We start from the raw sequence: 20,500 nt of genomic DNA, 5'->3' as shown, positions 1-20,500 counted from the left end.
GCACAACCGGCAGTCAAGAGAATTTCAATCATCAACAATCCTTTAAGTCACCAGATCAGGCGATCGAGTGACCTGGTGATAAAATAATCAAGCGGTTTCCCAAAGCCGTCCAAATGTTCCAAATCAACGCCAATTCCATCAGGCAATCCCCCAACATGGCCAATCGTCCTCGCCCCCTAGATGCAGAAACCATGGCTCGACTGCGAGCAGAAGCCGCCGCTCCCTATCGAGGTCTTCGACGCTTGTTCTATGGTGCTTTTGCTGCTTCGGGAGCACTGGGTGGGTTCATTTTTTTGCTGAAACTGTTAGCGGGCGAAAACCCAGCGGATGTTTTGCCTAATTTGGCACTGCAAGCGGGTGTGGTGGCATTGATGGTTTGGTTATTTCGGATCGATCGGGGACGGGAGCGAAATCAATAAGCATCATCAATGATTTGGGGAAATTAATTAGAACAATTAATTAGAGCATCTAAAGAATAATCGTCAGAAAACAACTTACAAATCGCAATTGATTGATCGCGATTCATAGGCAACCATTCATAGATTACGCACAGATGATTTTTAGGTAGTTCATCGACCATCTGCCAGGGTCATCAAAAGCCAATTCCCAAAAACCACCAGCAACGAACCAGCAACAACTACAGACAAACTAGAGGCAAACTACAGACAACGATCGCCGGATGCATTCAGCCGCTAATGGGAACCGGGGCGATCGGTTCTGAATCTTTAGAGTTCTGAGGCGGGGAGGCAAGGGCGAAATGACCGACCGCACGAACCTTTGAGACATGGGCCACCACCACCGTTTGGCAAATGGGCAATGACGAACGGTTGACGTTGCAAGCGTTCGCTAAACTATCTGGGGCGATCCTATGATCTCGATTCATCTCAACGCTGCGGATCTCAAGGCTGCGCGATCGCCGTCGGGTGATCTCCCCTCTTGGGTTAATGTGGGTTGTCTCTGGTATGTTGCCAAATTCAATAGACCACTGAAGCAGCAGCCCCCTCAAGCACCCTGAAACGTCGATCCAGCGATCGAACCAATCAGTTGCTAAGTGGGCTACTGGGTGATCGTTGAGTTAGCCATCTTTAGCATTAGCCGTCTCTTCTTTGCCTTTAAACCTTCGTTTTTGAACCAATGACTATGGTGGGTCAACCAGTGGGCAGAACTCGATCGAGCCAAAGGGCCGCAGCCAAGCGGGCCCGGCGGGCCATGGGAGCCAGTCTGATGGCGGCGGCGATGGGAATTGGGCAGGTGTCCCAGGCGATCGCCCAGCCAGCGCCCCCCACGCAGCCGGTTCCAGTGCGCCAGCCGATGACGGTCATCTCCGACGTGCAAGAGGCCAACTCGATCGCGGGAATTGTGACGGCGCGGGGCAACGTTCAGGTGGACTATCCCGCTCGGATGCTCAAAGCCACCGCCGCCCAGGCACAATATTTCAGCAACGAACGCCGCTTGGTGATGTCGGGCGATGTGTTTGTGCTGCAAGACGGCAATAGCCTGCGGGCCGAAACGGTCACCTACTATGTCGATGAAGGGCGATCGATCGCGCTGCCCTTGCCCAACCGCCAAGTGGAATCGGTCTACTTAGTGTTGGACACCACCACGCCCACGGTCTTGCCTTCGTCTTCGGGGCCGGCGGGGGGACTGCCTGCCGCGCCGGCCGTGCCTTCGCTGTTTGCCCCCACCGCGCCCTAAAATTTACCGCTGTTCGATCGCCGCTGGCCGGCTTGCATCCTTTCGTGGGGGTACACCGTTGAAGATTGTTCTTGAAAACGTCCAGAAAGCCTACGGTGAGCGTCTAATTGTCAACCGCGTTAGCCTCACGGTGGAACGGGGGGAGGTGGTTGGGCTGCTGGGGCCAAACGGCGCAGGCAAAACCACCGTTTTCTATATGGCCACAGGGTTGGAACGGCCCGACAGCGGCCATGTGTGGCTTGATGACCAAGACATTACCGAACAACCCATTCACCAACGGGCCCGCCTCGGCATTGGTTACCTGGCCCAAGAACCGAGCGTGTTTCGCCACCTGAGTGTGGCGGATAACTTGCGCCTGGTGTTGCAGCAAGCCAAGCTTCCCCGAGAGATGCAGGAGCGTCGTCTCCAGCAGTTGGTGCAAGATTTTGGGCTGGAGAAAGTGGCCCACACGCCGGGAATTCAGGTGTCAGGGGGTGAGCGCCGCCGCACGGAAATTGCCCGCGCCTTAGCCGTGGGATTGGAGGGGCCCCAGTTCCTGTTGCTGGATGAACCCTTTGCGGGCATTGACCCGATCGCAGTGGCCGAAATTCAACGCATCGTGGCCGGCCTGCGCGATCAGGGCATGGGGATTCTGATTACCGATCACAACGTGCGGGAAACCCTGGAAATTGTCGATCGCGCCTATATTTTGCGGGAAGGCCAGATCCTCGCCTCCGGAAACGCCACCGAGCTGTATGGCAACCCCTTGGTGCGGCAATATTACTTGGGTGACAAATTTCAGCCCTAACGTTCCACCCCTGCCTCAGCCCCCACTCCAACCCTCGCCTTCTCGCAGGCCCCTCAGCCGCTATTCCCGACCAGACACCCTATGACCTCCAACACCGTACCCCAGCCATCCTCCGCCCCCCCTTGGCAAAACTGGCTGCCACAAATCAGCGTGATGGATCGTTACCTGGCCAAGGAATTGGCCATGCCCTTTCTGTTTGGGGTTGGTGCATTCTCCTCGATCGGGGTCTCCGTCGGCACGGTTTTTGACCTCGTGCGCAAAGTCGTAGAAGAGGGATTGCCCATTCACCTGGCCATGCAGGTGATGTTGCTGCAAATGCCCTACTTCATCGTGCTGTCTTTCCCCATGTCCACCCTGTTGGCCTCCATGATGGCCTTTGGGCGGCTGTCCAACGACAGCGAATTGGTGGCCCTCCGCAGTTGCGGCATTGGGGTTTATCGAATTGTTGCGCCGGCCTTGGTACTCAGCCTGTTTGTCACGGGTTTAACTTTTGTTTTTAACGAAGCATTAGTGCCCGCTGCCAACTACCAAGCCACCACCATTTTGGAGCGGGCCCTAGGAACCGACGATAATCAACCCTCTTTCCGGGAAGAAAATATTTTCTATCGGGAATTCAGCGAAGTTGAAAAACCGGACGGCGAGAAAAAAAGCATTCTCAGCCGTGTGTTTTATGCCGAGCGCTATGACGGCAAGCAGATGCTGTCCCTGACGATTATCGATCGCTCCCAGGCGGGCATCAGTCAAATTGTGACCGCCAAATCTGCCGTTTGGAATCCCCAAGAACGGGCCTGGGATTTCCGAGATGGCACGATTTATTTGGTGGCTCCCGATGGTTCCTACCGCGACATTTTGCGTTTTGAACAACAACGGTTGCAGCTACCCCGAACGCCCCTCGATTTGGCCGTGCGCGATCGCTTCTCCAATGAGCTGAATATTGCCGAAGCCCAGGAACGTTTGGCCATTTTGCGTCAGAGCGGCGAGCGAGCAGAAATCACCAAGTTAGAGCTGCGAATTCAGCAAAAATACGCATTTCCCTTCATTTGCGTAGGCTTTGGTTTGGTGGGTTCAGCACTGGCCAATCGTCGCCATCAACGCCTTGGCCGCGCCACCAGTTTTGGTGTGAGCGTGGTGGTCATTTTCGCCTATTATTTGTTGGCTTTCCTGATGGATGCCTTGGCCCGCACAGAGTTTCTGTCTCCGATGGTGGCGGCTTGGTTGCCTTTGTTGGTGGTTGGGGCGTTGGGGACGGGGCTGCTGGTGCGGGCGGCACGCTAAATTCCCCAGTTCAACTCCATCCAACCCAATTCAATTTTCCCAATTCAATTCAATCCAACTCAATCCAACCGTTCATTCCAAGCTCAATCCAACATTCAATTCAGGAACCTACCCGAGTTTTAGGGATAAGAGACTTGGAGAATATTTGAAAAGTATCTTGAAGCCCTGATCAAGTCCCAATCGTCTTGGGCAGCAAGGGGCTTAAGCCCCTTGTCTGGATTGATCGTTGGAGTTCGCAAAAATTCGTTTTGGGTTTTCAGAAATTCGCTCAGCAGTCCGAAAAATTTTGCCCCCGTTCATGAGTGCTATTGCCCCCGATTTTCGGTTTGAGTTAGTGGCTGAATGTTCCCAAACATCGGCCCGCGTTGGTGTTTTTCACACGCCCCACGGCATTGTGGAAACCCCTCGCTTTATGCCCGTGGGCACATTAGCCAATGTCAAAACCCTGTCGCCGGATCAAGTGGCCGCCACTGGGGCCCAGATGATTTTGTCGAATACCTATCACCTGCATTTGCAACCGGGTGAAGGCATCGTGCAGGCGGCAGGCGGACTGCACAAGTTTATGAACTGGCAGGGGCCGATTCTGACGGACTCGGGCGGGTTTCAGGTGTTTAGCCTCAGTGAAATGCGGCAAATTAGCGATCGGGGCGTGACGTTTCGATCGCCCCACGACGGCAGCATCATTGATTTCACCCCCGAAAAATCCATTCAAATTCAAAACGCCCTCGGATCCGACGTGATCATGGCGTTTGATGAATGTCCGCCCTACCCAGCCACCCGCGAACAGGTGGAAAAGGCAACCGATCGCACCTACCAATGGCTGCTGCGGTGCATCGAAGCCCATCAGCGTTCTGATCAAGCCCTCTTCGGCATTGTCCAAGGGGGAACCTACGCGGATTTGCGAGCCAAGGCGGCGGCGGATTTGGCGGCCCTGGATCTGCCCGGCTACGCGATCGGGGGGGTGAGCGTGGGGGAACCGCCGGAACTGATTGAGCACATCGTGAAAGCCACCACGCCCCTGTTGCCTCCCCACAAACTGCGCTACTTGATGGGGGTGGGGACTTATCGAGAAATGGCCCAGGCGATCGCCGCCGGGATTGATGTGTTTGATTGCGTGATTCCCACAAGGCTGGCGCGGCACGGGGCGGCCCTGGTGCAGGGTGAGCGTTGGAACCTGAAAAACGCCCAATTCCGGGAAGATTTCCGGCCGCTGGATGAAACCTGCCCTTGCTACACCTGCCAAAACTTCAGCCGCGCCTACATCGGCCACCTGATCCGCGCCAAGGAAATTTTGGGCTACACGCTGCTGGCAATCCACAACGTGACGGAGCTAATCCGATTCACACAACGGATTCGATCGGCGATTTTGGCGGGCAATTTTGCCGATGAATTTGCCCACTGGTTGCGCCCGGCTGATGACCTAGCCGCTGCCGCCCGCCTCGATGATTGAGCATCCACCCATGATCCACGGGCGATCGCCAGCAGAAGCGCGATCAAGTGGGGCGATCGCACCATGGCCCGCCCAAAACCAGCGTCTAAAATAGATCAATTCATTGCTCTCGGGAGATGCCGATCGTGAACTGGCGCGGAACGACGACAACTTGGCGCGATCGCCTGTTTGGTGCTTTGGTCTATGCCCTGCCGCTGGTGGATGTGGTGGGCTTTGGTGGCTCCATCTTCCGGGAACTGCCGTTTTTGACGGTGTTGTATGTGCCGCTGCTGCCCCTGCTTCAGCTCTACCAAATTCCCTTCATGAGCTTCATCATCTTTTTGGTGCTGTTTTTGTTGGTGGTTCGTAACAGCAACATCAGCTATTTCATTCGTTTCAACACCATGCAATCGATTCTGATTTCGATTTTGGTGTCCCTTTGTGGGCTGGTGATTCAGTATGTTTTCCAGCCAATCGGGGGCTTTGTGGTGCAAACCCTGGCCAGCACGGTGTTCTTGGGAGTTGTGGTGGCGGCCATTTACTCGATCGTTCAGTCGGCTTTGGGGCGCTTGGCAGAAATTCCCAGCCTCTCGGAAGCGGTGCACATGCAGGTGCGCTAATCGCTGTTCACGGCATCGGGGCGATCGGGAGAATTCGGGCGATCGGGCAGCCCCTCGGTGGGGTATGATATACAGCCCGTGAATCCTTGTCGATCGGCAACAGCGGGGCCCTCAGCATTGCCCCCCAGTCAGCCCGATCGACCATTCTATTGTCCGCAAGGAACTACCCATCCATGTCTGCAAATCGCCTCTACGAAACGATGTACATCCTGCGCCCCGACCTCAACGAAGAGGCCGTGGATGCCAACATCAACAAATATCGGACGATGCTGACGGAGCAAGGAGCCACCGGCCTCGAAATCCAACACCGTGGCAAGCGCCGATTGTCCTATGAAATCAACCGTTGCCGCGAAGGCGTGTACATCCAAATGAACTACGAACACGCCACCGGCAGCCACATCGCCCCCATGGAAAAGGCCATGCGCCTCAGCGAAGACGTGATTCGCTACCTGACGATTAAGCTCGATCCTCGCAAGGTGAAGGCCGCCGCCGAAGCGGAATCGGCTGCTTAAATCCCAAGCTCGATCGAGTGGGGTTTGAGCTTCCGTTCAAACCAAAACAACTTAAGGGCCAGGGCGTGGGAGCTACCGCGCCCTTTTTTGCGCTCATGTTTGCGCCCGTGGTTTTGCTCAAACCCTGATCCCAGCCAGCCAACTTTTTGGGAAATCGTTACTCTAGGGCCAGGGAAATCGATCGAACGCATCCGTTCCGCAGCGTCGGGCTGGCTCCGTGAAGATGCATCCCTGATTTTGCAACAGTGCTGGCCTGAAGATTTGCCCAATTGACTTGACCAAAATTCAGCTCAACTAGGCTAAAAACTGAGCCGATCCAACTCAATTGGCTAAGCTCAGTTCGTCCAATTCAGTTCATTCAATTCAAGACCCAAAATTAACAAACGGCGGATGCAACCTATGGGTGGGGTGATGGGGAAACCACAAGATCAAAATCAGTTCAGAACCCAAAGCCATTCGCTGCGATCGGGCAACGGCAACGCCCCCGGCTGGTTGGCTTGGGTGGCGGCCCTGCTGCTGTGGCTACCGGCAACCACGGCCTGGGCCGCGCCCGGGCCGGTCATGGGTTCTGTTTTTGGCAATTTGTTTGCGGGCAATCGCCCCGAAAACTTGGGCGCAGTGGCGGGTCAACTTCGCCCCTGTCCCAACAGTCCCAATTGCGTCAGCAGCCAAACCCCAATCACGGATTTGCAACATACGATCGCCCCGCTCCAGATTATGGGCGATGCGGATCATGTCTTTGCGGCCCTGACCGAATTGGTGAAAGCGACGGAACGCACCACCGTGATTACTGAATCGCCCGATTATCTCTACGCAGAATTTGCCACACCGCTGCTGGGGTTTGTGGATGATGTGGAATTTTTGCTGGATGGAGAAACCAATCAAATTCAGGTGCGATCGGCTTCGCGATTGGGAGAATCAGACTTGGGACTCAATCGCCAGCGCATCGAAACCCTGCGGGCCCAATTGACCCAAAAGCTGGCTTTGGAACAGGCCGCATTGATCCCCACACCCTCGAATTCAACTTCTGGGAATTCAACTCCTGAGAGTTAATCTCCTCATAATTCAGCCCCTGAATGAGTTTTCTAAACCCATGGGCTAATTTGGGCGAATTCATGCCCTAGATTAGTCCCCTGATTCCTGAAAACAGAACCATTGCAGAGGATTGCAACAGACCGAACCTATGGGTGCATCGGCCACAAAGCAAGACACGATCGCCGCGATCGCCACGGCAATTGTGCCGCAACAGGGCAGCGTTGGCATTGTGCGGATGTCAGGGCCCGAGTCCTGGGCGATCGCCCGGCGAATTTTTCGGGCCCCTGGCTCCCAACCCTGGGAAAGCCACCGAATTTTGTATGGCTATTTGCACAATCCCCAAACGGGCGAAACCGTTGACGAAGCCCTGTTGCTACTGATGGCGGCTCCGCGCACCTACACCCGCGAGGACGTGGTGGAACTCCACTGCCACGGGGGAATGATGGTGGTGCAACAAACGCTACAGCTCTGTTTGCAGCAGGGGGCGCGTCTGGGGCAACCGGGGGAATTTACGCTGCGGGCGTTTTTGAATGGGCGGATTGACCTGACCCAGGCGGAAAGCATCGCGGACTTGGTGGGGGCCCAGTCGCCCCAGGCGGCCCAGGCGGCCTTGGCGGGGGTGCAAGGGAAGCTGGCCCGGCCGATTCGCGATTTGCGATCGAGCTGTATGGACTGGTTGGCGGAAATTGAGGCCCGCATTGATTTTGAAGATGACCTGCCGCCGCTGGATTTGCCTGCCGTGACGGCGGCCCTGCAAACCATCGCTACCCAGGTCGATCGCTGGTTGGCCACGGCCGATCGGGGTGAGCTGTTGCGCAGCGGCTTGAAGGTGGCGATCGTCGGGCGACCGAACGCGGGCAAGTCCAGCCTGTTGAACGCCTGGAGCCGGAGCGATCGGGCGATCGTCACGGAGTTGCCGGGAACCACGCGGGACGTGGTGGAATCGCGGCTGGTGGTGGGCGGCATCCCGATCCAAGTGCTGGATACGGCGGGGATTCGGGAAACCGATGACCTGGTGGAAAAAATTGGAGTGGAGCGATCGCGGGCTGCGGCCCGATCGGCGGATCTGCTGCTGTTGGTGATCGAAGCGCCCCGGGGCTGGACGGGGGGCGATCGGGCCATCTATGAACAAATCCGCGCCGCCGACCCCGACCGACCTCTGCCGCCGACCATTTTGGTGGTGAACAAAATCGATTTGGTGGCTCCGGAAACGATTTCGTCTCTGTTGCCCCAGGATTTTGCCCAGGTGGTTTACACGGCGGCGGCGGAAGGGCGCGGCATTGACGATTTGGAGCAGGCGATTTTGCAAATTGCCCGATCGGGTCGGGTGCAGGCGGCGGATTTGGATGTGGCGATTAATCAGCGGCAGGCGGCGGCCTTGCTGCGGGCCCAACAGGCGATCGGGCGGGTCTGCGAAACCATGGATCAACAATTGCCCCTGGATTTTTGGACGATCGACCTGCGGGACGCGATTCAAGCCCTGGGGGAAATCACTGGCGAAGAGGTCACAGAATCCGTGCTCGATCGAATTTTCAGCCGCTTTTGTATTGGTAAATAATCAACCCACAGAAACCCCTAGGGGCCGTCGATCAAAACCGGTCAACCCCGTAGGGGCGTACAGCGGTACGCCCCTACCCGACCTTGCGCTTGTATCGACCATGCCTTGACGGTTGGCCGGGTCAAAATTATGCCAATCGGAATGGATTGAAACCGGCCAAACCTTTGAGGGCGTACGGCGGTACGCCCCTACCCAGACTTTGATCCGCCGATCGCCCCTAGCAACTGCCCACTTGCAACCCGTCGGGCAACTCCAGCGTGTCGCCCAGGGTCGTGCCGTTGTGGTAGGCCGCCAGCAAGACTTCACTGGTTTTGCCCCAGGCGATCGCCCCGGTGGCATCCAGCCCGATCGCCCCCAAATCGCGACCCCGATCGGCCGCCTCCGCCATCGACTTTTCAAAGGCCGCTGCCAGGCCCAAGCCGTCATCCACCCGGATCGCGATCTTGGCCGCCAAGCATTCGTCCAAAATGTCTTCGCCAATGCCAGTGCAGCTCACGCCCGCGCGGGCCGTGGCGTAGTTGCCCGCTGGGGTGGCGGAGTCGCTGACCCGGCCAATGCGCTCAAAGCCTTTGCCCCCGGTGGATGTGCCGGCCGCCACGCACCCTTGCTGATCCAGCGCTACCACCCCGATCGTGCCGCGGCCCGCCGAGTCCGATCGCGCACCGGCCTCGACTTCGGCGATCGTGGAAGCCATCGATCGCCTGCTGAAGTTGTCCTTGCGCTCCTCGATCCACTCGTTCAGCCGCAAATCCGTGAGCGGGTTATAGATCGGCAGGGCTAGCTCCCGCGCCAACTCCGCCGATCCCACATCCGACAACACCCGATCGCTCTGGGTTTGCAAAAAGGCCGCCAGTTCGATCGGGTTTTGGATCCGCGACACATTAATCGTGCCGCTGAACCGTTGGGCGCTGCCATCCATCAGAGATGCGCTCATGCGAATTTGCCCATCGGACTGCAACACCGATCCCGTACCCGCATTGAAGCGCGGTTCATCTTCCAACAACCGACAGCCCAGCACCACCGCTTCCTGGGCGCTGGCCCCGGCCAACAAACGTTCATAGACCTGTTCCACAATGCCGGACAGCAGCGCCCGCACCGCAGCCACGCCCCCTTTGCCCTGGAGCGAGCTGCCCGCACCGCCGTGGATGATCAATTTGGGTTGGGTATTGGGTTGTGTAGATGCTTGACTCATGGCGGGTGATCAAAAGGGCGATCGCAAAAAGACCGCCTCAGATTGTCCGGCTTTGGGGGAGGCTTGTCCAGGGCATCGGAAGAGGGCGAAAGCCTTAGAGAATCCATGAAACGGGTCGATCGGGATTTGCTAAGACTCGACCCGATGCCAACCAAACACCGACCCGATCCCGATCGCGACGGGACTAGGGGGTAAGAAGGAGACCATTCAAGTATCAATTTTGACGAACCAGCCGCCGCCTTGGCCCGCAACGCCTCTTCGTTCTAATTCGGGGATCTTGCTCGTTCTCCAGCCAAGCAGGCTACAAATGTTCCAGAATCAGCGATTCTGAGGATTCAAGGCTAAGGTAGGGGGTGATCGCGGCGACTCTCACTCAATTACTGATCTCAAGCATCATCAATTCATAGCAATCCAGCGATCTGAGTAGATCTAAGGAGGTTCAAGGAGATCCGAGAAGATTTCAGGAGATCCGAGAAACTTCAAAGAGATCTGAGCGGATCAACGAAGCAATGATTTAGCACCTGACCGGCCCGGCCATCCCCATGACCATCCGCCCACCGTCGCCTGCGTTCCATGTTGGCTCAACCCTTGCTTAAAACCCTTACGAAATGGATTCGCCTCCTGAATCGGTTATGGGCCGGGTCAGTGTTGTTGTCTTGGCGCGATGGGACAGCGATCGCCCTGTTGGTGGCGGTGGTGGTGGTGATGGTGCGGGGGTTGGGCTGGATGCAGGGGACAGAGTGGGCCGCGTTTGATTTGCTGGTGCGGTGGCGGCCGGCCCGTTTGGAGCAACGGGTGGTGTTGGTGGTGGTGACGGAAGCGGACTTGCGCTTGTTTCGGCAATGGCCCCTGTCCGATGAAAAGTTGGCGGACTTGCTGGAAACGTTGGAAGAGTATGAACCCCGGATGATTGGGCTGGATTTGGTGCGGGATTTTCCCATGCCCCCGGGCAACGATCGCCTGGAAAAGTTGCTGCGCCAGTCCGATCGCCTGGTGGGGATCCGCAAGGTCAGTGGCGAGGGCATCGCGCCGCCCCCGGCCCTCATCCACAAACCTGGGGCGATCGCCGCGTCGGATTTGCTGCTGGATCCCGATCGCAAGGTACGGCGGGCGATTTTGTCCTTGGCTGACCAGCAGGATCAAGCGGTCTTTGGTTTGGGAACCCAATTGGCGCTGAACTATCTGGAGCGCCAACCCAACCCGATCACGTTGGAAGCCCTTGATGAAGAAGCGGGCCTCTATCAACTGGGTCGCGCCACCATCGCCCCCTTTCAGGGTAATGACGGAGCCTATGTGGGGGCGATCGATGATGGCTATCAACTGCTGTTGGACTATCGCGGCTTGGCCTGTCCCACCGACAGCCAGCACAATTGCGGGTTCCAGGTTTATTCGGCCAATGATGTTTTGAATCGACGAGTGCCCCTAGATGCCCTCTACGATCGACTGGTATTGGTGGGGGTCACGGCGGAAAGTCTGGGCGATCGGTTCTATACCCCCTACAGCGACACAGACCAGGGCCCACAACTGACCTCCGGCGTGGAAATTCATGCCACGATCGCCAGCCAACTGCTGTCGGCGGCGATCGACGGCTGGCCCCTCCTTCAGGTTTGGAGCGACTCCTGGGAAATGGGCTGGATTGTGCTTTGGACGGTGGGAGGCACGCTGCTGGGCTGGACTCTGCGTCAACCGTTGCTGCTGTTTGCCATGACGGCTTTGGGCATCGTGGCCATTCTGGCGGCCGCTTGGCAAGCGTTGCAATGGATGGTTTGGATTCCGCTAGTGCCACCGGTTTTAGGGCTGGTGGGCGGTTCCTTTGGGGCCTCGTTGGGGTTGGCGGCCAAAGAACGGCGCGATCGACAAACCATCACCGAGCTGTTTGAGCGCTACGTTACGCCGCAGGTGGCCCAGGTGATTTGGCAAAGCCGCCACCAAATTGTGCGGCGCGGGGAATTCATTGGGCAGATTTTGCCAGCCACGGTCATGTTTGCGGATTTGGTGGGGTTCACATCGATCGCGGAATCCAACCCACCGGAAATTATCTTTCCCTGGCTGAATGAGTATATGCAGTCCATGACCCAAAGCGTGCTCGATCGCAACGGCATCGTGAACAAGTTCATTGGCGACGCAATCATGGCCCTGTTTGGCGTACCGGTTCCCCAATCGCGCGATCACCAGGTGGGTGACGATGCGATCGCTGCCGTCACCTGTGCCGTGGAGATGGGTCAACGGCTCCAGCGCTTAAATCAACAGTGGCGCGATCGAGGCCGCCCCACCGCCGCCATCCGGATTGGTATCGCTTCGGGCCCCGTCATGAGTGGTTGCATTGGCAATGTCCGCCGGTTGGAATACACCGTTATTGGGGACACTGTGAACATAGCCGCCCGATTGGAAAGTTATGACAAGTCCTTTGATGGGGGGCTTTGTCGCATTTTCATTGAAGAAGAAACCTATCGCCATGTGCGCGACCGCTTTCCCACCCGCTTCATTGGCCCAGTTACCCTCAAGGGGCGAGAACGGGCCACAAATATCTATCAAGTGCTGTTACCTTTGCAGCCAGATGATCTCAACAAAACCCCTTAGAATGCTCGCTGCAACCCCTGCTTTCCCACATTCTGGAAGAGCAAGGTTAAACCGGCCCCGTCGGCCCAAGAATGGAAAAAGACTCGCATCACCCGGTCGGCAGGTTTTGAAAATGGTGCGGGTGAAAGTGGTGTGGGATCGGTCAATCTCGATCCATCCTGTTCCAGCTCTCTTAGCTCAGGCTATCCCAGTCTCCCATGGGACTTTTGGGCAAACACCAGCATTATTCAGCCATTTCTGAAGTATTTTAGAACCACTTTTCAAGTTATTTTGCCGACCGGCTCTTGGGTGATTTTTTCTAGTCATTTTCTTTAGTCATTTTTTAAAGGCATTTTGCTGCTTTTTTCAAAGTTCCTTTTCCAATCCACTTCACAACCCACTTCCTAAGCGCATCCCGTGGCAATGGCCCAATCCCGATCGCCCACTCAGCCACCGATTGACTAGCCTGCTCGGTCACCGATCGCAGGGAACCCGGAGCCAAACCGGCTCGATCGACCGTTGGCCCAGCGGCCACCAGCCCCTTGATCCAGACCTCAGACGAAATATGAAAGGGTGCAATTCTCATTCATCACCTAAAATGTGACCTTGTTCAACACCAAGCAAGAAGGGGCGAATATCTTTGGAGGAATACCCTTGAGCAAAGATATTCCTCCAAAGATCTTTGTTATGCCATCACTTTGATCACAGCATTGCATCCGGTCTGCTCGGTGACGAATGGCCAAGATTTTTTCTGTTGATTGCCGATGGGTTGCCTATTGATTGCCTCTTAATTGCCTGTCAATCGTTAATTGCCTGTCAATCGCCCATTGCCTGTGTGTTAGTTGCCTGTGTGTTAATTGCCCTGTTCATGACCTGCTAGCGACCTGTTGACGACCTGTCAATCACCTGTTAATCCCCCGTTGATGCCTATCAATTCCCCGTTGACTGCTTGGCAATCGCCCGTGGATCAGATAGCGATCCCCGTTGATTGCCCTCGATCGCCCAGTTGATCGCTCACCTGCCAACTGTCTGTCGGGAGGTCGCCACCCACCCCGAAGCCCCAACAATCACGCGGCGGCCCAGTCGCTTTGTGCTTATTTGGTTTTGTCTATGAAGATGCCTTGGCTACCCACGATCGTTGCGAGCGGAACTGTTGTTGCGATTTTGGCCGGCACTTGGCTGTTTGATCAGGCCGATCGCGATCGCCGTTTATACGATCGACGATCGCGCATTTCGGCGGAGCTGACGGCCCTGGAAACCCAAATTCAAAGCAACCTGAAGGTGCGGGCCATGCTGGGCTACAGCCTCGCCACCTACATTGCCACCGAAGGGCGACTCAACACCGCAGCATTCAACGCCTTTGCCGGTTCAATCATTGCCGATGATCCGGCCATCCAGGCGGTGCAGGTGGTGCAGGGGCCGCGGGTTGTATACCGCTATCCCCCGTTGTCACCCACCGAAATTAACCCCCGAGTTCCCACTTCAGCCGCTTGTCCGCCTCAGCCGATCGCAGCGGGTCGATCGCGGGCCCCTTCTTGGACATTAGCCACAGATTTACCCTGGGATTTAAATCCCGTTTGTCTCCCCCGTCTTCAGTTCGATCGCCCCCGGCCTCTGCTTCTCATCAACACCACCATGCCCATTCGCCAGTTGGCCCCCTCGAGTCAACCCCCCATCCAGGTGCAAGTGGCGATCAAGGTCAATCAAGTGGTGGAAGATTTGCGCGCCAATCGCCAATCGTCGGTGCATCTGGCCGTGTGGGTGCGAGGCCAAGCGCTGGAGCGACAGTTTGGGGAATCAATTTTGGCTCGCCAGCAACCGGTGCGATCATTCCTGCAAGTGGGCAACAGCCATTGGGAACTGGCGGCCCTGCCCCGAGATGGTTGGGTGCTGTACTCGCGTCGATCGCTCTGGACTTGGTTAACCGGCTGTGGCTTGGCGATCATTGGCGGTATACAGATCTATCGCTGGATGCAATTGCCCGCCCGCCTGGCCGATCGGGCGCAATCCAACGAAGACCGCTGGCAACTGGTGCTCCAGGGCAACAATGACGGCATTTGGGATTGGAACCCCAAGTCCGATGAAGTGGTCTACTCCAGCCGCTGGAAATCCATGTTGGGCTATCAAGCCGATCAAATTGGCAACCGCCGATCGGAATGGATTTCTAGAGTGCATCCCGATGATTTGGGTCGGGTTTTGCGGGGCTTTGACGATTATGTCAACCGCAAAATCGATGAATATTCCATGGAATATCGGCTGCGATGTCGCGATGGCCAATACAAATGGATTTCGGCTCGGGGTCAAGCCCAGTGGGATCGCCGGGGACAAGTGCAAAGAATGGTGGGATCCATTACCGACATTGACAAACGCAAGCGCTCAGAAGCAGCCCTCCGAGAAAGCGAAGAACGGTTTCGGGCAATTGTGGAACAGGCTGCGATCGGGATTTGCCAAATTGACCCCAACGGCCGCTATTTACATGTCAATCAGCGGTTCTGTAACCTCCTGGGCTACACAGAAGCAGAACTTTTGCAGCAAACTTTCCAGGATTTGACCTATCCCGGCGACTTGGCCGAAAACCTCCAACAATCCCAGCGGCTTTGGCGAGGCGACATTTCCTCCTTTTCCCTGGAAAAACGCTACCTGCGCAAGGACGGTCAGCTCCAGTGGGTGAATGTGACCGTTTCCCTGGTGCAATCCGCCAGCGACGCACAGCCCTACACCCTGGCCTTGGTTGAAGACATCAGCGCCCGCAAACAGGCGGAAGAACAGCTAACCTACAACGCGTTCTACGATGCCTTGACGGGGCTGCCCAATCGAAACTTATTTGTCGATCGGCTGAAAGTTTGCCTCAGCCAATCCCAGCGCCACGCCAATCGGATGTTTGGGGTGTTGTATGTGGACCTCGATCGGTTCAAAGTGGTCAACGACAGCCTGGGACACCATGCGGGCGATGAACTCTTGGTGCAAATTGGCCGCCGTCTGCAAAGTTGCCTGCGGTGCAACGACACCGTGGCCCGGCTGGGGGGCGATGAGTTTGCCGTGATTTTGGATGATGTGGGCACGAGTGAGGAAGCCCTTTGGGTGGCCGATCGGGTGCAGGAACACCTGAAACAGCCCTTTCATATCCATGGCCATGACTTCTACACCAGCGCCAGCATTGGCGTGGCCCTCAGCCAGGATCCCGCCACCCAACAGCCCTACGCCAACTGGCAAAACCTCATGCGCGATGCGGATATTGCCATGTATCGTGCCAAGGCCAACGGCAAGGGCTGCTCCCAAGTCTTTGAGCCAATGTTGCACCACAGCACCCTCACGCAGTTGCAAATTGAAAGCGATTTGCGCCAAGCCCTCAGCAACAACGGTTTAGAGGTCTATTTCCAACCGATCGTCCGCATTCAAGATCGGCGGTTAGTGGGCTTTGAAGCCCTGGTGCGCTGGAACCACCCCCAACAGGGTTGGATCTCACCGTCCGTGATGGTGGCGGCAGCAGAGGAAACGGATTTGATTGTGCATTTGGGGGAATGGGTGTTGGCGGCGGCCTGTGCCCAACTGCAACAGTGGCGATCGCACTGGCATCGGGATCATAGCCATCTCCCCCTCTCCATTAGCGTCAACATTGCGGGGCGACAGTTTGCCCAAGCGAACTTGGTGCAGCAGATTGAACGAACCCTGATGGAAACGGGCTTGCCGCCGGCCTGTTTGCGGATTGAGGTGACCGAAAGTGTGATTGCGGAGCGGGTCGATTCGGTGGTGGATAAGCTGGCACGGCTCAAGGCGTTGGGGGTGCAATCCTGCATTGATGATTTCGGCACGGGCTATTCTTCCCTCAGCCGATTGCAGCAGTTCCCCATCAATGCCCTGAAGGTCGATCGCTCCTTCGTGAAGGATCTGCCCTACTCGGAAGACAGCGCCGCCATTGTGCGGACGATCGTGAACTTAGCCCGCAGTTTGAACATCCACACGGTGGCCGAGGGCATTGAAACCCCAGAACAGTTGCAATGCCTAGAGCAGTTGGGCTGTGACTATGGCCAGGGCTTTTTGTTTGCCAAACCCATGCAGGCGGCCGCGGCGGAGGAATTGTTGAGGGGCGATCGGGTGCTATCGGTCATTCAGCCCCAGTTAGGCCTGAATTAGCGGGATCAACCCCAGTTAGGGCCCCTTTGGCGGCGGCAATCAGTGATCGAAAGAAAGGATGATTCAAATCCACCGGCTCGGCCGTTTCCCGGTTGGGGCCAAGCAGTCCGGTGGGTTCCCCGTCAACAAGGGCCAGCACTTTACCCTCGGGGTTACGGATCCGGAGTTCCGGTTGGCCGTCCCGATCGCCCCAGGCGCAGTTGTAGGGGCGATCGCGGAAGGTAAAGTTGGCCCGCTTGGGACTTGGGGGAGCAAGGTGCTCAAGCCCCTTGTCTACGACGACGGCTGGATCGTAGGTGGCAGGGCGATCGGCTAGGACGGGCGATCGCGCCGGGGCACTACCAGCGACAGCGGGCCGGATCGCCACCACGTCCAATTCCAAATTCACCGCGCCGTTCCAGTGGTTTTCCTTGAGCTGATAGGCCACATCCACCACGGGCGGCAACGGAAACGCATCTCCCCAACGCCAGGCGATCGCCTCCATTTGGCCCGTCCCATCAGACACCGTGAGCCGCAAATGCTTGCGATCCTGGCCCAACTGCCGCTGCCCCACCACCTGCAACCCCGGCGACCAAAACACCGGATCCGGGTTGCCAATGCCGCAGGGGTGCAGCATGTCGATTTGTTCGTACAGCTCCCCATCCAGCTCGCTCAGGCTGGCCCGCACATCGGGCTGCACCAGCGGGCAAATATGCTCCGGTTGCAGGCAGGTTTGGGCAAATTCCCGCAACCGCGATTCAAAAGCGGGCAAATTCGCTGCCGGAAGCGAAAAGCCGCCCGCCGCCCGGTGGCCGCCATGCTTGGTCAGCAGGTCTTTGCAATATTCCAGGGCTTCAAAGACGTTGAATTCCGGGATGCTGCGGGCGGAACCGCGCACCTGCTCGGGGTTCTCCTCTTCGTAAGTGCCGATGAACACGGGCGCGCCGTAACGCTCCACCAACCGGGAGGCAACAATCCCGATCGTCCCGTGGTGCCAATCCGGTTGCACCACCAGCATCACCCGCGCCGCCTTCAGATCCAAATTGCTGGTTTGATACCAGGCGTGGGCTTCCTGCTCAATTTGGTTGCAAATTTGTTGGCGCTTCTGGTTGATTTCCTCGCACTGCATGGCCCGCTCCAGGGCCTCGCCATCGTCATCGGTGGTCAGCAGGTCGATCACCACGTCCGGCTGGTGAATCCGCCCCACCGCGTTGATCCGCGGCCCCAACCGAAAGCCGATCGCCTCCGGTTTCAGGGGGCCTTTGCTGGTGCTGGCCGTGGCGTTGCCGTCCGCTTGCCCATCGCCGGCCACGTTAATCCCCGCCACCTGTTGCAAGGCGCGAATGCCGGGAACCGTCGAAAAGGGCAGCAAACTGAGGCCCCGCCTGACCCAGCGGCGATTCACGCCGGTCAAGGGCGCAAGATCGGCGATCGTCCCCAGGGTGAACAGTTGCAACAGGGATTTCCACGGGGCCGATCGCTCCATCCGCTGGGCCAAGGCCACGGCCAACACGTAGGCCACACCGACCCCCGCCAATCCGGCGTAGGGCGAGGCCGGGTCGATCAATTTTGGGTTTAGGATTGCGTTGGCGGGCGGAATTCTGGGCGGCACGTCGTGGTGATCCGTGAGAATCACGGTCAACCCCAACTCCCGGGCCCGGGCGATCGGCTCGTAGGCGGCGATCCCGTTGTCCACCGTCAGGATCAGGCTAATCCCGTTTTGGTGAAACTCCTCCACGATCCGCTGGTTAATCCCGTAGCCATCGGTCATCCGGCTGGGGATCGAGGCGGTCACATCGGCTCCCAAATGGCGGAAGGCGCGGATCAGCAGGGCGGTGCTGGTCATGCCGTCCGCGTCGTAGTCGCCACAAATCCCGAGCCGATCGCCCCGTTCGATCGCCTCCGCCAACAGATCCAGCGCCGGGGCCAAATCGGGAAACTCCGCGATCGGGCTGGGCAGTGCCGCCAAATCCGGATCGAGAAACAACTCCGCCAGCTCCGGTGAATCCACACCCCGGTTAATCAGCACCTGCGCCAACAGCGGCGACAAGCCCGTGGCCGCTGCAATTTCAGCGGCGCGATCAGCATCTTCCGGGGCGATCGCCCAGCGCGTGGCTCTCATGATTTAGCTCCGGAATGTGCAGAAAACGAATCAACCCCTAGGCCATCACCATGCCGCCATCGACGTTAATCGTTTGACCCGTGATGTAGGCTGCCGCCGGGTCGGCCGCCAAAAAGGCCACCGTGCCCGCAATTTCCTCGGGCTTGCCGTAGCGACCCAACGGAATCGCCTTCAGGATCCCTTCGCTGTCCAAGCCTTCGGTCATGTCCGTGGCAATGAACCCCGGGGCGATCGCATTCACCGTAATTCCCCGCGCCGCCAGTTCCTTCGCCACCGTCTTCGTGAAACCAATCACACCTGCTTTGGCAGCGCTGTAGTTGGCCTGGCCCGGGTTGCCCATTTGCCCCGCCACGGAAGCGATGTTGATGATCCGGCCAGACTTTTGCTTCAGCATCACCTTGCTGACGGCCTTCGTGCCCAGAAACACGCCGGTCAGGTTCAGGTCAATCACCGCCTGCCAGTCTTCCAACTTCATCCGCAGCAGCAGCGTATCGCGGGTAATCCCGGCATTGTTCACCCACACATCGACGCGGCCCCATTTATCCAAGGTGGCTTGCAACAGCGCGTCCACCTCGTCGGGCTTGGACATGTCGGCTTTCACGGCGATCGCCTCGCCCCCGTTCCCGGCAATTTCCGCCACCAAGCTTTCAGCCGCCCCGCTGGAGGCCGCATAGTTCACCACCACCTTGGCCCCTTCGGCGGCCAGAGCGAGGGCGGCGGCTCGGCCAATCCCCCGAGAAGCCCCGGTCACAACAGCCACTTGGTTTTGCAGGCGGGTTCCAGTCACGGTTACAAGCTCCCAAAAACAGATTTCAGACAACAAAATTCAATACGAAAATCCACCCGTAGGGGCGCACCGCGTGCGCCCAGCCCCCACCCGAATTGATCGAATTGGAAGGCGAATCGCGTGTGCCCAGCCCCCACCCGAATTGATCGAACCGGAGGGCGCACAGCGGTGCGCCCCTACGGAAATGCGGGTCGGGTGATCGATTAAGGTTGGGTCGATCGCGCCGCGTAATGGGCCTGCACATCGGCGATCGAGAACAGCGCCTCAAAGGCCAAGCCCTGTTGCGCGTACAGTTCCGCACCGCCCTGAAGCCGATCGACAATCGCCACCACCCGATCGACCTGGTAGCCCGCTTCCCGCAGGCGATCGACCGCCTTCAGGGCCGACCCGCCCGTCGTCACCACATCTTCGAGCACCACCACCGACGAACCCGGCTCCAACGCCGGCCCCTCGATGTAGGCCATCGTGCCGTGGCCCTTGGCTTCCTTGCGGATGATCAGGGCAGAAATCGGGCGGTTTTCCAGCGCTGACACCACACTCACCGCCGACACCAACGGGTCAGCCCCCAGGGTCAACCCGGCCACCGCCGCCGCGCCCGTCGGCACTTGCCCCAGCAGCAACCGCCCCAGCGCCAATGCCCCCTCAGGATGCAGCGTCACCGGTTTGCAGTTGATGTAATAGGTGCTTTTTTGGCCCGACGAAAGGGTAAAGTCCCCTTCCCGGTAGGCGCGATCGCACAGCAAATCCAACAGGCGATCGCGCAATTCAGCCTCACCGGCAGTGGCGGCCCAGTTCCCAGCGGTAACGGTCATGGCG

General features: G+C 57.8%; 17 protein-coding genes. 11 read left to right on the top strand and 6 right to left on the bottom strand.

The features are described 5' to 3' along the window. The first annotated feature begins 155 nt into the window (after nt 1–155). The 6 genes from H6F46_RS14520 to H6F46_RS14495 all read left to right on the top strand — a co-directional run bounded on the left by H6F46_RS14520 (nt 156) and on the right by H6F46_RS14495 (nt 5,806). Nucleotides 156–419 (top strand): DUF3493 domain-containing protein, encoded by a 264-nt coding sequence (locus H6F46_RS14520; protein ID WP_099532774.1) that lies wholly within the window; start codon nt 156–158, stop codon nt 417–419. Between the two features lie 721 nt (nt 420–1,140). Further along, complete coding sequence (locus H6F46_RS14515; protein WP_242027970.1) at nt 1,141–1,695, top strand: LptA/OstA family protein; 555 nt, start codon at nt 1,141–1,143, stop codon at nt 1,693–1,695. Nucleotides 1,696–1,753: 58 nt separating this feature from the next. Further along, complete coding sequence (gene lptB / locus H6F46_RS14510; protein ID WP_190355482.1) at nt 1,754–2,482, top strand: LPS export ABC transporter ATP-binding protein; 729 nt, start codon at nt 1,754–1,756, stop codon at nt 2,480–2,482. Between the two features lie 153 nt (nt 2,483–2,635). Continuing rightward, nucleotides 2,636–3,757 carry an LptF/LptG family permease gene (locus H6F46_RS14505; RefSeq protein ID WP_190355538.1) on the top strand — a complete coding sequence of 374 codons (1,122 nt, stop codon included), beginning with the start codon at nt 2,636–2,638 and terminating at the stop codon, nt 3,755–3,757. A gap of 298 nt (nt 3,758–4,055) precedes the next feature. Next, on the top strand, nt 4,056–5,207 hold the full coding sequence (gene tgt / locus H6F46_RS14500) for a tRNA guanosine(34) transglycosylase Tgt (protein WP_199291584.1): 1,152 nt from the start codon (nt 4,056–4,058) through the stop codon (nt 5,205–5,207). Between the two features lie 125 nt (nt 5,208–5,332). Further along, nucleotides 5,333–5,806: a Tic20 family protein gene (locus H6F46_RS14495; RefSeq protein WP_099532778.1), complete on the top strand. Its 474-nt coding sequence runs from the start codon at nt 5,333–5,335 to the stop codon at nt 5,804–5,806. A 7-nt stretch (nt 5,807–5,813) separates the two neighbouring features. On the opposite strand, the gene H6F46_RS19150 is transcribed toward H6F46_RS14495, so the two are convergent. Further along, on the bottom strand, nt 5,814–5,951 hold the full coding sequence (locus H6F46_RS19150) for a hypothetical protein (protein WP_206753592.1): 138 nt from the start codon (nt 5,949–5,951) through the stop codon (nt 5,814–5,816). A 28-nt stretch (nt 5,952–5,979) separates the two neighbouring features. On the opposite strand from H6F46_RS19150, the gene rpsF reads away from it, so the two are divergent. The 3 genes from rpsF to mnmE all read left to right on the top strand — a co-directional run bounded on the left by rpsF (nt 5,980) and on the right by mnmE (nt 8,911). Beyond that, nucleotides 5,980–6,318 (top strand): 30S ribosomal protein S6, encoded by a 339-nt coding sequence (gene rpsF, locus H6F46_RS14490; protein WP_099532772.1) that lies wholly within the window; start codon nt 5,980–5,982, stop codon nt 6,316–6,318. Nucleotides 6,319–6,729: 411 nt separating this feature from the next. Then, nucleotides 6,730–7,371: a DUF1499 domain-containing protein gene (locus H6F46_RS14485; RefSeq protein WP_242027969.1), complete on the top strand. Its 642-nt coding sequence runs from the start codon at nt 6,730–6,732 to the stop codon at nt 7,369–7,371. 130 nt (nt 7,372–7,501) lie between these two features. Further along, nucleotides 7,502–8,911 (top strand): tRNA uridine-5-carboxymethylaminomethyl(34) synthesis GTPase MnmE, encoded by a 1,410-nt coding sequence (gene mnmE, locus H6F46_RS14480; protein WP_190355480.1) that lies wholly within the window; start codon nt 7,502–7,504, stop codon nt 8,909–8,911. Between the two features lie 217 nt (nt 8,912–9,128). Here mnmE and H6F46_RS14475 read toward each other — a convergent pair whose 3' ends face one another. Further along, nucleotides 9,129–10,103 carry an isoaspartyl peptidase/L-asparaginase gene (locus H6F46_RS14475; protein WP_190355479.1) on the bottom strand — a complete coding sequence of 325 codons (975 nt, stop codon included), beginning with the start codon at nt 10,101–10,103 and terminating at the stop codon, nt 9,129–9,131. Between the two features lie 573 nt (nt 10,104–10,676). Between H6F46_RS14475 and H6F46_RS14470 the strand changes: the two genes are divergently transcribed. Then, a complete protein-coding gene (locus H6F46_RS14470; RefSeq protein WP_190355478.1) occupies nt 10,677–12,683 on the top strand; it encodes a CHASE2 domain-containing protein in 2,007 nt (668 codons plus the stop codon). Between the two features lie 322 nt (nt 12,684–13,005). On the opposite strand, the gene H6F46_RS14465 is transcribed toward H6F46_RS14470, so the two are convergent. Next, nucleotides 13,006–13,248, bottom strand: a complete 243-nt coding sequence (locus tag H6F46_RS14465; RefSeq protein ID WP_190355477.1) for a hypothetical protein — start codon at nt 13,246–13,248, stop codon at nt 13,006–13,008. A gap of 524 nt (nt 13,249–13,772) precedes the next feature. Here H6F46_RS14465 and H6F46_RS14460 point away from each other — a divergent pair. Then, nucleotides 13,773–16,796, top strand: coding sequence for a GGDEF domain-containing phosphodiesterase (locus H6F46_RS14460; protein ID WP_190355476.1), 3,024 nt, complete (start codon nt 13,773–13,775; stop codon nt 16,794–16,796). Here H6F46_RS14460 and recJ read toward each other — a convergent pair. The 3 genes from recJ to pyrE all read right to left on the bottom strand — a co-directional run bounded on the left by recJ (nt 16,768) and on the right by pyrE (nt 20,496). Next, nucleotides 16,768–18,897, bottom strand: coding sequence for a single-stranded-DNA-specific exonuclease RecJ (recJ, locus tag H6F46_RS14455; RefSeq protein ID WP_190355475.1), 2,130 nt, complete (start codon nt 18,895–18,897; stop codon nt 16,768–16,770). The genes H6F46_RS14460 and recJ overlap by 29 nt on opposite strands. Nucleotides 18,898–18,934: 37 nt before the next feature. Next, the gene (gene fabG, locus H6F46_RS14450; RefSeq protein ID WP_347278340.1) at nt 18,935–19,684 is read right to left on the bottom strand and encodes a 3-oxoacyl-[acyl-carrier-protein] reductase; all 750 of its coding nucleotides are present in this window, start codon (nt 19,682–19,684) and stop codon (nt 18,935–18,937) included. 203 nt (nt 19,685–19,887) lie between these two features. Then, nucleotides 19,888–20,496, bottom strand: coding sequence for an orotate phosphoribosyltransferase (pyrE, locus tag H6F46_RS14445; protein ID WP_099534761.1), 609 nt, complete (start codon nt 20,494–20,496; stop codon nt 19,888–19,890). Nucleotides 20,497–20,500: the final 4 nt, after the last annotated feature.

The organism is Limnothrix sp. FACHB-1083 (assembly GCF_014696485.1).
Taxonomy (GTDB): domain Bacteria; phylum Cyanobacteriota; class Cyanobacteriia; order CACIAM-69d; family CACIAM-69d; genus CACIAM-69d.
The sequence above is the reverse complement of the archived record's forward strand: the minus strand, read 5'-3'. Positions and strand labels throughout refer to the sequence as shown.

What these genes read in the sequence shown, in the direction of transcription:
- H6F46_RS14520 (WP_099532774.1), top strand. Translation starts at nt 156, where the DNA reads ATGGCCAATCGTCCTCGCCCCCTAGATGCAGAAACCATGGCTCGACTG.
- H6F46_RS14515 (WP_242027970.1), top strand. Translation starts at nt 1,141, where the DNA reads ATGGTGGGTCAACCAGTGGGCAGAACTCGATCGAGCCAAAGGGCCGCA.
- H6F46_RS14505 (WP_190355538.1), top strand. Translation starts at nt 2,636, where the DNA reads ATGGATCGTTACCTGGCCAAGGAATTGGCCATGCCCTTTCTGTTTGGG.
- tgt (WP_199291584.1), top strand. Translation starts at nt 4,056, where the DNA reads ATGAGTGCTATTGCCCCCGATTTTCGGTTTGAGTTAGTGGCTGAATGT.
- H6F46_RS19150 (WP_206753592.1), bottom strand. Translation starts at nt 5,951, where the DNA reads ATGGTCGATCGGGCTGACTGGGGGGCAATGCTGAGGGCCCCGCTGTTG.
- rpsF (WP_099532772.1), top strand. Translation starts at nt 5,980, where the DNA reads ATGTCTGCAAATCGCCTCTACGAAACGATGTACATCCTGCGCCCCGAC.
- H6F46_RS14485 (WP_242027969.1), top strand. Translation starts at nt 6,730, where the DNA reads ATGGGGAAACCACAAGATCAAAATCAGTTCAGAACCCAAAGCCATTCG.
- mnmE (WP_190355480.1), top strand. Translation starts at nt 7,502, where the DNA reads ATGGGTGCATCGGCCACAAAGCAAGACACGATCGCCGCGATCGCCACG.
- H6F46_RS14475 (WP_190355479.1), bottom strand. Translation starts at nt 10,103, where the DNA reads ATGAGTCAAGCATCTACACAACCCAATACCCAACCCAAATTGATCATC.
- H6F46_RS14470 (WP_190355478.1), top strand. Translation starts at nt 10,677, where the DNA reads ATGTTGGCTCAACCCTTGCTTAAAACCCTTACGAAATGGATTCGCCTC.
- H6F46_RS14465 (WP_190355477.1), bottom strand. Translation starts at nt 13,248, where the DNA reads ATGAGAATTGCACCCTTTCATATTTCGTCTGAGGTCTGGATCAAGGGG.
- H6F46_RS14460 (WP_190355476.1), top strand. Translation starts at nt 13,773, where the DNA reads ATGAAGATGCCTTGGCTACCCACGATCGTTGCGAGCGGAACTGTTGTT.
- recJ (WP_190355475.1), bottom strand. Translation starts at nt 18,897, where the DNA reads ATGAGAGCCACGCGCTGGGCGATCGCCCCGGAAGATGCTGATCGCGCC.
- pyrE (WP_099534761.1), bottom strand. Translation starts at nt 20,496, where the DNA reads ATGACCGTTACCGCTGGGAACTGGGCCGCCACTGCCGGTGAGGCTGAA.